The sequence below is a fragment of the Euzebyales bacterium genome (assembly GCA_035461305.1).
Taxonomy (GTDB): Bacteria; Actinomycetota; Nitriliruptoria; order Euzebyales; family JAHELV01; genus JAHELV01.
This window is the reverse complement of record DATHVN010000053.1, coordinates 1-12,417: the sequence shown is the minus strand read 5'-3', so window position 1 is coordinate 12,417 and position 12,417 is coordinate 1. Positions and strand designations below refer to the sequence as shown.

At 69.1% G+C, this 12,417-nt stretch carries 13 protein-coding genes; 5 read left to right on the top strand and 8 right to left on the bottom strand.

Annotated elements, in window-relative coordinates; all coding sequences use genetic code 11:
• Position 1 precedes the first annotated feature (1 nt).
• From VK923_05220 to VK923_05200, 5 genes are all read right to left on the bottom strand, one after another.
• Positions 2 to 772, bottom strand: a complete 771-nt coding sequence (locus VK923_05220) for a carbon-nitrogen hydrolase family protein (protein HSJ44069.1) — start codon at positions 770 to 772, stop codon at positions 2 to 4.
• Positions 769 to 1,173 carry a hypothetical protein gene (locus VK923_05215; GenBank protein ID HSJ44068.1) on the bottom strand — a complete coding sequence of 135 codons (405 nt, stop codon included), beginning with the start codon at positions 1,171 to 1,173 and terminating at the stop codon, positions 769 to 771. The genes VK923_05220 and VK923_05215 overlap by 4 nt, the downstream gene beginning before the upstream one ends.
• A 344-nt stretch (positions 1,174 to 1,517) precedes the next feature.
• A complete protein-coding gene (locus VK923_05210) occupies positions 1,518 to 1,757 on the bottom strand; it encodes a hypothetical protein (protein ID HSJ44067.1) in 240 nt (79 codons plus the stop codon).
• 51 nt (positions 1,758 to 1,808) lie between these two features.
• Positions 1,809 to 1,952, bottom strand: coding sequence for a hypothetical protein (locus VK923_05205; GenBank protein ID HSJ44066.1), 144 nt, complete (start codon positions 1,950 to 1,952; stop codon positions 1,809 to 1,811).
• Positions 1,953 to 1,998: 46 nt separating this feature from the next.
• Positions 1,999 to 3,615, bottom strand: a complete 1,617-nt coding sequence (locus tag VK923_05200) for a long-chain fatty acid--CoA ligase (GenBank protein ID HSJ44065.1) — start codon at positions 3,613 to 3,615, stop codon at positions 1,999 to 2,001.
• A gap of 364 nt (positions 3,616 to 3,979) precedes the next feature.
• Between VK923_05200 and VK923_05195 the strand changes: the two genes are divergently transcribed.
• The 4 genes from VK923_05195 to VK923_05180 all read left to right on the top strand — a co-directional run bounded on the left by VK923_05195 (position 3,980) and on the right by VK923_05180 (position 5,696).
• Positions 3,980 to 4,144, top strand: coding sequence for a hypothetical protein (locus tag VK923_05195; protein HSJ44064.1), 165 nt, complete (start codon positions 3,980 to 3,982; stop codon positions 4,142 to 4,144).
• Positions 4,141 to 4,755: a hypothetical protein gene (locus VK923_05190; GenBank protein HSJ44063.1), complete on the top strand. Its 615-nt coding sequence runs from the start codon at positions 4,141 to 4,143 to the stop codon at positions 4,753 to 4,755. Before VK923_05195 ends, VK923_05190 begins: the two co-directional genes overlap by 4 nt.
• Positions 4,752 to 5,372, top strand: coding sequence for an ABC transporter permease (locus VK923_05185; GenBank protein HSJ44062.1), 621 nt, complete (start codon positions 4,752 to 4,754; stop codon positions 5,370 to 5,372). Before VK923_05190 ends, VK923_05185 begins: the two co-directional genes overlap by 4 nt.
• A 123-nt stretch (positions 5,373 to 5,495) precedes the next feature.
• Positions 5,496 to 5,696: a hypothetical protein gene (locus tag VK923_05180; protein HSJ44061.1), complete on the top strand. Its 201-nt coding sequence runs from the start codon at positions 5,496 to 5,498 to the stop codon at positions 5,694 to 5,696.
• 714 nt (positions 5,697 to 6,410) lie between these two features.
• Here the strand turns inward: VK923_05180 and VK923_05175 are convergent.
• The gene (locus tag VK923_05175; GenBank protein ID HSJ44060.1) at positions 6,411 to 7,001 is read right to left on the bottom strand and encodes an NAD(P)-dependent oxidoreductase; all 591 of its coding nucleotides are present in this window, start codon (positions 6,999 to 7,001) and stop codon (positions 6,411 to 6,413) included.
• 670 nt (positions 7,002 to 7,671) lie between these two features.
• Here VK923_05175 and VK923_05170 point away from each other — a divergent pair.
• Positions 7,672 to 9,279, top strand: a complete 1,608-nt coding sequence (locus VK923_05170) for an FAD-dependent oxidoreductase (protein ID HSJ44059.1) — start codon at positions 7,672 to 7,674, stop codon at positions 9,277 to 9,279.
• A gap of 383 nt (positions 9,280 to 9,662) precedes the next feature.
• Here the strand turns inward: VK923_05170 and VK923_05165 are convergent, their stop codons facing one another.
• Positions 9,663 to 12,143 carry an FtsX-like permease family protein gene (locus tag VK923_05165; protein HSJ44058.1) on the bottom strand — a complete coding sequence of 827 codons (2,481 nt, stop codon included), beginning with the start codon at positions 12,141 to 12,143 and terminating at the stop codon, positions 9,663 to 9,665.
• Positions 12,144 to 12,201: 58 nt separating this feature from the next.
• A partial coding sequence (locus tag VK923_05160) for a hypothetical protein (GenBank protein ID HSJ44057.1) occupies positions 12,202 to 12,417 on the bottom strand: 216 nt, incomplete at its 5' end.

The window sequence follows — 12,417 nt, the reverse complement described above, 5'->3', positions numbered from 1 at the left end:
GTCAGCGGTACAGCTCTGGCCTGCGCATGCGGAGCGCCGGTTCCCGGCTTCGCTCCGCGGCAATGGCGTCGAGGTCGAGCGTGGCGATGAGTGCCTGCTCGTCAGTACCGGCTTCAGCGACGACTTCGCCACGTGGATCGGCGATGAGAGAACGCCCGGCGAACGTGCCACCGGTCAGGTTGGCGGCAACGGCGAAGATCTGGTTGTCCTGAGCGCGTGCACGCGTGCGTAGGCGCAGCAGGTACTCGTAGCCCGTCGGCACTGCTGAAGGGATGACGAGGATCTCCGCTCCCTGCAGCGCCAGTGTGGTCGCGAGCTCGGGAAAGGCGTGCTCGAAGCAGATGAGGACGCCCAGGTGTCCTGCAGGACTGGCCACGGTGACTGTTTCGTCTCCGGCGGTGAACCAGGTTGCCTCTGGTGGGTACAGGTGGCTCTTCCGGTAACGGTCGAGCGTGCCGTCCGGCTGGGCGAGCACGACGGTGTCGTACACGCGCTCGTCAGACCCACGCTCCAGCAGGCCCAGTACGACCGTGGCGTCGCGCCGCGCGGAAAGGTCACTGGCGAGGCCCACGGTCGGACCGTCGAATGGCTCGGCCACCGACAACAGCTCATCGGCGCGCTCGAGGTCGTACCCGGTGTTGACCATCTCGGGCGCGACCACGAGGTCGAGGTCGGCCTCGATCCCTGCGACCAGCGCCGCGAGCCGGCGCAGGTTGGCCTCCACCGCCCCGACCGCAGCCGCCACCTGGAGCGCGGCGACGGTGACACTCATCCCTTCGCGCCCCCGGCGAACATCCCGCGGACGTAGTAGCGGTTGAGCACGGCGAAGAGGATCAACGGAGGCAGGATCGCCATCATGGCAGCTGCGGAAACGACGTCCTGACGGGTAGGTTCTGGCTCTGCAGGGTGCTGAGTGCCACCTGGATCGGTGGCTATCTCGCCCCGGGTGCCGAAGAGCGTGAGCGCGAAGAGCAGGTCATTCCACACGAAGATGAAGTCGATGATGGCCACTTCCTCCGGGATGTTCCGCAGGAATGAAGCGATCATGAAGACCGCCCAACCTGCTCCGAACGCCGGGTGCGCCAGGATGATCGCCACGAATGGTCGCCACTGACCGCTCAAGAGACCGAGCTGGCGGGTCCACGGCAACAGCGGAATGAGGATGAGCTGCAACGGCACGATCCTGGTCGTGACCAGCAGGAAGTAGAGCAGGACCGCCCACGGAATCGCATGCGCACGATCGCGTAAGAGGCCAGCACGCCGCCAGAGACCGTGACGAGCACCGCGCCGAGGGTGATGATGAGGGTGTTGCGGACGGTGCCGGGCGGCATGCCCTCCAACGCTTCGACGTAGGGCTGGAGTGTGATCGTGAAGGGTTCGAGATGCCACCAACCCCGCCGTGTCTCGCCCGGCGGGCGCAGGGAGATCATCAACGCGGTCATGACCGGGACCAACCAGATGAGAGCAGCTGCGGTGACGGCCGCGTAGAGGGGCTGCGGTCCAGCGTTTCGAGCGCATCAGCGTCGCTCCTCCTGGATCACGCCGCGCAAGTACCGGTAGGCGGCGGCGATCAGCACGATCGACATGATCACGGCGACTGTGGTGCTGAGGCCGGCGTCGCCGATGAACCGGAACGCCTGCTGGTACAGCAGGACCGCCAGCACCTCGCTGTCGGTGGCCGGTCCGCCCTGCGTGACGACCCACACGATGTCGAAGGTCCGCAGCGCGAAGATGAAGCTGATGGTGCCGATGATCACGAGTGATCCGCGCAGGCTGGGCACGAGGACATGGCGCACGATCGGCAGCGGTCAGGCCCCGTCGACCTTCGCCGCCTCGACGAGTTCGGGCGAGATGGTCGTGAGTCCTGCGGTGAGGGTGATGACACCGAAGCCGGTGAAGGCCCATACGCCGGCGACGACGAGCGTGCCAGCGAGGTTCTTCGAAGGACGCATCGCCGAGAGCCTCAAGCTGCCAGTGCAGGTGTGGTGGGCGACCTCCTCAGGACGAGGACTGCTGCGCGGCCTCGGCCACCAGCTCACGCTTGAGCAGCTTGCCGGCCCCGCTCTTGGGCAGCGCGGCGCGGAACTCGACCAGCTTGGGCACCTTGTAGGCGGCGAGGTGCCGAGCACAGTGGTCGGCGACGTCCTCCGCGGTGAGTGCGCTGTCGGGTCGGGTGACCAGCGCGGCCCTGACCGTCTCGCCGCGGTACTGGTCGGGCACGCCGAAGACAGCCACCTCGACGACGTCCTCGAGCTCGTAGATGACCTCTTCGACCTCGCGCGGGTAGATCTTGTAGCCGCTGGCGTTGATCAGGTCCTTCATCCGGTCGACGATGAACAGATAGCCGTCCTCGCGCATCTCGGCGATGTCACCGGAGTGCAACCACCCGTCACGCAGCGCCGCCGCGGTCTCGTCGGGCATGCCCAAGTACCCCTGCATGACCTGTGGCCCGCGGAAGATCAGCTCACCGGGCTCGCCACGGGCAACCGGCTCGCCGGTCTCCACGTCCACGATCTGTACGTCCGTGCCGGGAATCGGCACGCCGATGCTGCCCCCGACCGACCCCCGCAGGTACGTGTTGAACGTCACCGGCGCGCCCTCCGACATGCCGTACCCCTCGAGGATGGTGCGCCCGGTGCGCTGCTCGTACGCCTTGAGCAGGCTCACCGGCACGCTGGCGCCACCAGACAGGTACAGCCGGACCCGGTCGAACCCGTACGCCTCGAGGTCCGGCTGGCTCTGCAGCGCCGTGAAGATCGTCGCCACGCCGGCCATGACCGCCGGCTGCTCGTCGCGGATGAGCTCCATCATGGCGCGGGTGTCGAACCGTCGGACCAGCACCATGTTCCAGCCGTACAGCAAGCTGGCGAGCAGCACCATCGTCATGCCGAAGATGTGGAAGAACGGCGCCACCGCGACGGCCTTGGCGTTGTTGGGGAGCCCGCCCGGATCGCCCATCAGCAGGTCGTAGGTGGGCTGCACGGCGCTGAGCAGGTTGCGGTGCGTGAGCATCGCCCCCTTCGACAGGCCGGTCGTGCCCCCGGTGTACTGCAGGACCGCGAGATCCCGGGCGTGGTCGATCTCGACCTGCGGCGCCGGCCCGTCGCCCGAGGTCATGAACTGCTCGAAGGTCATGTCCCCATCGGCCAACCCACTGTCGGGCTCGCCTGCGCAGACGACACGGGTCACGGCCGTGGCGTCCCGGACGGGTCCCACCTTGTCGTACACCGCCGCGTCGACGACCAGCACCCCCACATCCGAGCTGGCGAGGATGTGCGTGAGCTCACGACTCATGTACAGCGGGTTGACCTGGGTGACCGCCGCACCGACGCGCAGCGCGCCGAAGAACGCGACCACGTACTCGACGGTGTTGGGCGACATCAGCCCCACGCGGTCGCCCTTGGCGACGCCGGCTCCGCCCAAGGCTGCGGCAAAGCGGCCAACCAGCTCCGCCAGCTCGCCGTAGGTGACGCGGCGTGTCCCGGCGGTCAGCGCCACGTGGTCAGCGAACCGGCGCACCGCGTCGTCGAAGAAGTCATTCAGGGACGCCTCGATGACGCGGGGCGTGATCTCGTCACCGTAGACCGCAAGCCACGGCCGTTTCACATCCGTCATGTCGGCCCCACCCTCGACGACCACGGCACACACGAGCTGTGCGCAGACCGTCAGCTCGACCGTGGCTCACAATCTTGACCTACCAGTCAGTCAACTCGCGTCACCATATTGACCCTCGGTGGAGCAGTCAATCCCGGACGGGGAGAGGCGCTGACGCACGCCCGAATCGCCCTGTCGCCGCGTCGGACGGCCGCCGCTGCACGGCTCCGAGGCGGATCCCGCTGACGCACCTCGACGACGACGACCGGCGTGGCCTGTTCCTCATGGCGGCGGCCTCGCATGAGAACGTGCAGCTGGGTGTCGAGCTGGCCGGCCACGGCGACCGTATCGCGACGGGGCAGGCGCTGTCCTCGGTCGGGCTCGGGTGCTCCAGACCCGCAACCGTGAGCAGGGCACCACCACGGTGCTGGTGACCCACAACGCAGCGATCGCCGAGATGGCCCACCGCGTGCTGCGCATGCGATCCGGGACCGTCGTCGACGACCAGCGCAACGAGCGGCCCGTCGACGCCGCGGAGGTGACCTGGTGAAGACGCTGCGCCGCAAGCTCGTGCGCGACGTCCACCGCCAGTTCGGGCAGTTCGTCGCCATCGTCGTACTCATCCTGCTGGGCACCGCGCTCCTCGTCGCGTCGTACGACGCCTACCGCAACCTCGACCGGTCGTACCGCTCGTTATTCGACGTCGCGGTCGACCACCGGGCGGCCGTCAACCGCGTCGAAGTGCTGTCGGGCGAGCGCTTCTCGTCCGCGTCGGAGGGCGTGCTGGTCGAGCAGCAGCTCGCGAACCACTTCGGCGTGACGCGCGGCGACGAACTGGCGATCCGGGGACCACTCGGCTGGCGGGACGTCGAGGTCACGGGCGTCGCGGCCAGCCGAGTATCTGTGGCCGGCGCGAAGCCGGCAGGAGGTCTTCACAACCCCCGACAGCTTCGGCGTGCTGTTCGCGCCGCAGCCGCTGGTGGCGCAGCTGACGGGTGGACCGAACGAGGTGCTCGTTCGCGTGACGGGCCACGATCGCGCGGCCGTCGTCGACCGGGTCGACGGGCCGCGACGCAGGCCGGCGCAGCGACCGTCACCACCCGCGCCGAGCAGCCGAGCAACGCAGTGCTGCAGGACGACATCGAGGTTTCCAGGGGCTGACGCTGTTCTTCCCGCTGCTGTTCCTCGCCGGCGCGGGCATGGCGACCGCCGTGCTGCTGCGCCGCAGGGTGACGACCGAACGACCGATCATCGGGACGCTGCGGGCAAACGGCTTCACCCGTCGGCAGGTGCTGATGCACTACCTCGGCTACGGGGTGGCGGGTGGCACGCTCGGCGCCGCGCTGGGCGTACCGCTCGGCCTGGTCGGCGCTCGCGAGCTGACCTCGACCTACACCAGCGTGCTGAACCTCCCAGCCACCGTCATCGATGTGCACGCGGAGTCGATCGTCGGCGGGGTCGCCTTCGGCGTCGTCACCGGCGCGGTCGCCGCCTGGCTGCCCGCACGGACCGCGGCCCGCGTGGCACCCGCCGAGGCCATGCGCGGCCTCGTCCCACAGGCTGGCCGCACCGGCATGATCACGCGGCTACTCCCGGTGATCGACCGGCTTCCGGCGACCTGGCGGATGATCCTGCGCAATCCTGAGCGGCACCCTGGACGCACGGTGGCCACGCTGGTCGGCGTGGTGCTGTCACTCGTGCTGATCCTGGCGTCGCCCTGCGCTGCGCGCCGTTCGAGATTGGCGCTGTCGGCGTACGTGGGTCGCCGTCCTCGATGAGGCTGTCCATCCCGGCACGGTGGCGTCGACCAGGACGGCGTGGCTGATCAGCGGTCCGAGCGCGCTCATGATGGTCAGCGTCGCGGTCGTCATCAGTACCCGGGACGATCACGCCGAAGGCAGGTGGTCCTGCTCACCCTGTCCATCGCAGCCGGCATCGCAGTGCTGGTCGGCGCGCTGCGACCCGATCCCCTACTGCTGGCGATGGTCCTCCACCTGCTGCTGTTCGCGGTGTGGTCCGAGGCGTTCATCCGCCACGCACGCCACGTCTGTCCGTTGTGGGACGGCTCTGATCAGTGCATTGAACGCGCTGTCCCGGACTGACCGGGGCAGCGCGGCCGCGCGCAGCGGTGCATCCGTCTGGACTGGTGTCCTCAGGCGGTCCCCAGTGCCCTCAGGCAATCCCCCGGACGGGCTGAGGTCCGAGGTGGCGGTCACGTGGCGCTCAGCCTGTCGCTGCGCGAAGCCGGCCGTAGGCCTCGCAGCGAGCAGCCGCGACACTGCTGCGAAGATGAGGCTGCTCTCGACAGTGGAACCTCAGACTGCGAAACATTCGAAGCTTCGGCCAGCCCACTGGGTTCCACACGCGTCCGACCAGTTGCGATTGAGCGACATTGGCGACCGCAAGGTGCCGGCGCTCACCGGCACCTTGCGGTCGCTGAGGCTGCGGGCGCCGCGTGTAGTCCGCTGGGTTACGTCCGCGCCTGGTGCGGTCTGGCCGTAGGCCGCTGGAAAGCCTTGACGCCAGGTTGGGTAACGCAGCGTCCAGCCCAACTCCCGTTTGGCCTCGCGTTCGAGGCGCCGCGGGACTGGGTTCCCATGACCACCGCGCTATCGCCCGCGACCAGCCGCGCAAGCCAGCGAGGGACGTGGCGTGGCGGCTTGGCGCCGAGCGCCTCCGCGAGCACTGGCAGCCACTCGCGTCCAGGGGCGGGCTCGTCGTCAACGACGTTGAAGATGCCGGCTCCGTCGTTGTTCGAGCGCGAGCACGGTCGCAAGCGGCGGTTCCCGATCATCGGCGACGGCGGCGGCGTCTCCTCATTCATCCACCTCGACGACGCCGCAGCGTACGGGCTCGATCAGGCCGCCGTTGGGAGCGCCGTAGAAGCCGCCGTACCGAATGGCGATCCCGCCGGCGTCCGTGACCACCTGGTCGAGATGGCGCATTGCCGCGTTGGTCTCGCGCGCCGTTGCCGACGGCCTGGGGTCGAGCGGGTCTTCCTCGGTCTTGACCGGCCCGCCTTCGCGCGCGTAGCGATAGGCTGCGAAGCTCTGGGCGACGAACCGGTGCACGCCCGCCTCGTGCGCGGCGGCCAGCAGCGCGTCGGTGCCCTCGGTCCGAAGTCGGTTCGTAGGCGCGAAGCTGCGGTCGAGGTTCCTGGAGAAGCGCGCATCCGCCAGCGCGGTCGCTTCGTGAATGACCGCGTTGGGCTCCGTTTCGAGGACGACCCTGCGCACAGCGGGTAGGTCGAGCAGGTCGAGCGCGATCGCCTCCGCCCTGAGCGCCCGTACACGCTGGGCGTTTCCAGACGACTTGAAGGTGCCGATCACCTCGTGCCCTCGATCCTTGAGCTGAGGAACGAGTCGGGTGCCGATAGCACCGCTCGCGCCCACAACGAAGACTCGCATCGTGTTCTCCCTTGGGCGTCGGGGTGGCGTGCCAGGTGTTGCCTGTCACAGCGGTCGTTTCTGCGGGTCACTTCAATGACACCTGGCAACCAGAGAATGTGACCGACGGACGAGAACGAGGTGCGCTGGCGGATCGTTCAAGGACTACCGCGCCCATCTGCGGGCCGTGGCCTACCGGATGCTGGGCTCGCTCACCGAATCCGACGCGCCGTCCAGGACAACTGGCTTCCCGTGAGCCGGTCGGGCGAGGCGGGGAAACGGCTGCTCGGAACCAACTTGGACGGCCCGGACCTCACCCGCGGGCTCACGGTGTCGCTGAACACCATGCGGACTCACACCAGGCACATCTACCGCAAGTTCGGCGTGAACAACCGTCGAGCGGCCGTCCGCCGGGGCTGAGGACCTAAGGTTGTTGTCGCGAACCCAACTCACGTCGACGGGACTGAGCCCGCGTCTGGAGACACGCCGAGCGCCGTACTGTCGGACTGGCCGGCCCGTCGACAGCGGCGAGGGCACATGGATCGAGGAGCGCCGCGGCGGCTTCGCGAGGCGCCGCGTTCGTCAGGGTTGCCGACGCAGCGGGTCACGACCACAGCGCCTTCCCCACGTTCGTACGGCGTCTCTCGTACGCAGGCGTCAGAATGGTGGGGGCAACGCGCTCGGTGGTGTCATGTCACGGGCCGTCGAGGAAGGCGGGCGGCTGGAACGGGAAGCGGCGCGCGGGCCCGCGACCGAGCCCGATTCGCGGGGGGTGGCGGTCCGTCACTGGAAGAAGGCTGCGGCCGCGGTCCTTCTGTATGGCGCGGTCACGTTCACTCGCTTCGTCGACACGTACGCGGGGACGCCGGAGGGCCCGAAGGACTGTGATCCGATCGACGGCCACGAGGTCGTCGTGGGCGAGGCGGACGTCGCAGCCGCGCTGCCGGCGGCGAAGGCGCTGTCGGTCGCGCTGATACAGCGGGGTGGAACCGTCAACGACGCCAGCTGCCTGAACCGCACGCCGGTCGCAGGAGTCGTCCGTCCTGACAGCGTCGAGGAGTTGCGAGCCATACTCGCATTCGCTGGGAGTGAGGATCTCAAGGTGACGCCCTCAGGGGCTCGCCATTCCATGGGTGGGCAGGCCTTCGCCCGGCACGGGCTGGCGATCGACATGCGCCGAATCACTGACATGTCGGTCGATGAGGAGCGCGGGACCTTGACGGTGGGAGCCGGCGCGACATGGGCTCAGGTGCTGCGGTTTCTGCACCCGCGGGGTCTGTCCGTCTCCTCGATGCAAGGGGTGGACATCCTGACTGTCGGTGGATCGGTCTCGGTCAATGCGCACGGCACCGACCACCGCTCAGGGTCGATTGCCTCGACGGTGCGTTCCATGGACGTCGTGCTTGCGGACGGTCGGCTCGTGCACGTCGACCGTACCCACAACAGGGAGCTGTTCCGAGCGGTCGTCGGTGGCTACGGCGTGTTCGGCGTGATCGTCTCGGTCGAACTCGATCTCGTCCCGAACGAGCTGTACGACTTCGACCAGCGTGTCATCACGACAGACCAGTTCCCAGATATCTACGAACGCGAACTCGCCACTGACGACCGCGTCCACCTCGCGTACGCCCACCTGTCCACCGCGCCGGGCACATTCATGGATGAGGCCATCCTCTACACGTACTCCACAACAGGGTTGCGCGACGCGAAGGCGCCCACGCTCAGCGAGATCGGGTGGGTTCCCGGCAGCAGGTTCATGCTGAATCTGTCGAAGACGGGACGAGTCGGGCAGTGGCTGAAGTGGGCGGGGCAGAAGCACGTCCTGCCCCACTTCCGACCCTGCCGCGAGCCGCGCAGCGATGCCCTCGCTGAGTCGGAAGCCTGCCTCATCTCCCGCAATCAGGCCCTGTACACGAGCCTGACGGCGCTACGTAACAGGATTCCCGACGACACCGACATCCTGCAGGAGTACTTCCTCCCACGAGATCACGCCGTTGCGTTCGTAGCGGCCGCCCGGGACGTGCTGCGCGACGAAGACCTCGTGCTGGTCAATGCATCGATCCGCGTCGTGCACGCGGACGACATCATGCTCAGTTACGCGCCGACCGACCGCTTTGCCGTCGTCCTCTATGTCAACCAGAAGACGACGTCAGAAGGCGACGAGCGGATGGCCGCAGCGACCACACGACTCATCGACGCCGCGCTTGCCCGCGGTGGCACGTTCTATTTCCCTACCAGCTGCGGTACAGCGACCAGCAACTCCATGAGGCATATGCCGACGTCGATGCCTTCTTTGCGCTGAAGCGTAGGTACGACCCCGACGGGCGCTTCAGCAACCACCTGTACGAGCGCTACCGCACGACAGCGAGTCCTTCAGCCAACTGAAGCGGTCCAGCCCGCGCTACCGAAGCGGTCCACCCTGGGTGACGGCGATGGGCTGTCGTGGTCGACCTTGGTCGTCTCCTCGATCGCTGCGAGATCACCCAAGCCCGCGTTGCCACGAGCACGTGAAGCCACTCAAGCTCGCGCAGCGTCGGCGCGATCACGGTCGCCCACTCATCCTTCCGACGCCACGTCGTCGTGCAGGAACATCGCGGTCCCCTCCCTCCTCGCGGATGGAAGTCGCGACCTGCTCGCTGCTCGTCCGCGATGTCGGTGAGCACCACTGTGCCGGGCGTGTGGTCGTCACTGGGACTGCACTGCCTGCAGCACGTCGGTGCGCGAGGCACGCAATGCAGGGACCACGGAGGCGGTGAGGCCCAGCAGCGCCGTCGCGATGACGGCGACGCCGACACGCAGCACCGGGACGGTGAAGGCTGCGGTGTTCGCGGGCAGTACCTGGGCTGCAATCCAGGCCAACGTCAGGCCGAGCGTCGCGCCGATGAGCGCGCCGAGCGTGCTGGTCAACGTGGCCTCCCAGCGGATGATGGAACGGACCTGCCCGCGCGTGGCGCCGACCGCGCGCAGCAGCCCGAGCTCGCGTCTCCGCTCGACGACCGCCAGCGACAGGGTGTTGACCACGCCGACGACACCGATCACCAGCGACAGCGAGAACAGCGCGGTGAGGATCCCCAAGGAACCGTCGTTGACGTCCTGGGTCTGCGCGATCTGTTCGTCACGGCTGAGCAGCGTCACCGAGGGCTCCTGCGCGACGACCTGCTCGAGCGCGGGTCTCGCGTCGGCCATCGACACGCCGTCGGCGAGCCGGACGAACGCCTCGCGGTACGCGGCCGGCTGGTGGGCCTCGACCGTGGCGGGGGCCGCGATCCAGTCGGTGCTGACGGTGCCCGCGAAGAGCGCGGACACGGTCAGCTGCGACGTGGCACCGTCAGGGAACACCACACGGAGGCCGTCACCCGGGCGCCAGCCGTTGGCGGCTGCGACGCTGTCGCGGACGGCGATCTCGCCGGCTCCCACCGACGCGGTCTCGCCAGCCGTGTCGCGCACGTCGAACAGGTCGGCGGCCGCGATCGGGTCGACGATGTACATCGCGGCCGTCCGCGGGCGCGTCTCGTCGCTGGTGGGGTCGCTGATCCGCACTTCGCCGTAGGTGACGACGCGTGCCGTCGCCACGGCAGGCTGCCGGTCGAGCGCGTCGGCGACGCCGAACAGCGCATTGTGTAGACCCTCGCGGGCCGTCGAGCGGACGGTGAATTCGGCGTGCTGGCGTTCGGCGAACAGTGTGGGCGTCGCGGCGCCCAGGGAGGCGTTGAACACCAGCAGCAGTGTGACGAGACCGAGCGTCACCGCCAGCGCGGCTGCGGTCGCACCCGTGCGGCGGGGGGCGGCCAGCGTCTGGTGTCGCGCCAGAGAGCCTGACATCCCCGCACGTGCGACCGGGCGGCTCAGCGCCGCGAGCACGGGACGCGCGATGAACGGGAACAGCAGGCCGGTCGCCACGATCGTGGCCACCGCACCACCGATGAGCACGGACTCCGTGCCGCTGGTGCCACCGGCGACGATGAGTCCGACCGCGGTGCCACACACGAGCACGCCGCTGAGCAGACGCAGCCGCGACGGCCGCGCGTCGGGCGTCGACACCACGCGCATGGCGGCCACCGGTGGCACGGCCAGCGCCCGGCGTGCGGCGCCTCGGCCGGCGATCATCGCGACGGCGATCCCCGCGACAAGGCCCGCCGCGATCGGCATGGGCGTGACCGTGGCGGACATGGGCGGCACACCCGGCATGAGCCCCGCCGAGGTGCTGACCAGCAGCGCCCCGGCGCCCACGCCAAGTGCCGCACCGGCCAGCGCGCCGATCGCACCAGTCATCGCGGCCTCGGCGATCACCGAGCGGGCGACCTGCCCGCGGGTGGCACCAACGGCGCGCAGCAGCGCGAGCTCGCGTGACCGCTGGCCGACCAGCATCCGGAACGTGTTGGCGATCAGGAACCCCCCGATCAGCAATGCGACGACAGCCACAGCCAGGACGATGCCGCTGACCAGCCCGGTCTGCCGGGACGCGGCGGCGGCGTCACGGCTCGCGGCCTGCGCGGCGGTGAAGACCTGCACGTCGTCGGGGAGCGCGGTGGCGATCGCTTCGCGGAGGAGGGCAGCCGAGACACCGGGGGCGCCCCGGATGACGATGTCGGCGAAGCCTGCATCACCGAAGAGGGTCGCGGCCGTCTCGCGGTCGAACAGCACCCTCGTGCCACCAGCGAGTCCGTCGAGCGAGCCGAAGCCGACCGTGCCCGTGACGGTGGCGGTGACCGGTCCACCCGGCAGCAGCACGTCGACGCGGTCGCCAGGCTGCACGCCGAGGGCGGTCGCGCCGTCGGCATCGAGCACGACGTCGCGTGTGCCGCTCGGGAGTCGACCCGAACGCATCTCGACCGCCGCGCTCGCAGGGTCGACGGGAACCGCCATGGCGATGGCCGGCTCGCCGGCAGCGTCGGCTGCGTTGGAGGCGGACACCTGCGCGACGCTGCTGATGCGGCCTTCGGCGTTGGCCACACCGGCCACGTCGCGCAACGTGGCAACGGTCGACGCGGGCAGCGGCGCGGCACCGTTGCCGAACGGTGACTCGCCGACCGGCTCGGGGCCGCGCACGACCACGTCGACGTCGGTGTAGACCTGGGTGTAGCTGCGCTCGAGCGCCGAGCGTGTCGAGTCGGCCAGCACCAGCGAGCCGGTGAGGAACGTCACGCCGATGGTCACGGCGAACACGGTCAGAATCAGTCGTCGCCTGCTATGCAGGAGTCGGTTCCAGGTTGCGTGCCACATGTCAGCCTCCCAGCTGGCGCATCCGGTCGAGGACCACCGGTACGGTCGGGTCGCGAAGCTCGTCGACGAACCCGCCGTCGGCGAGGAACAGCACGCGGTCGGCGAACGCGGCCGCGTGCGGGTCGTGCGTGACGATGACCGTCGTCTGTCCGTGGTCGCGCACGGAGCGCCGCAGGAACGACAGCACCTCGGTCGACGCGGTCGAGTCGAGGTTGCC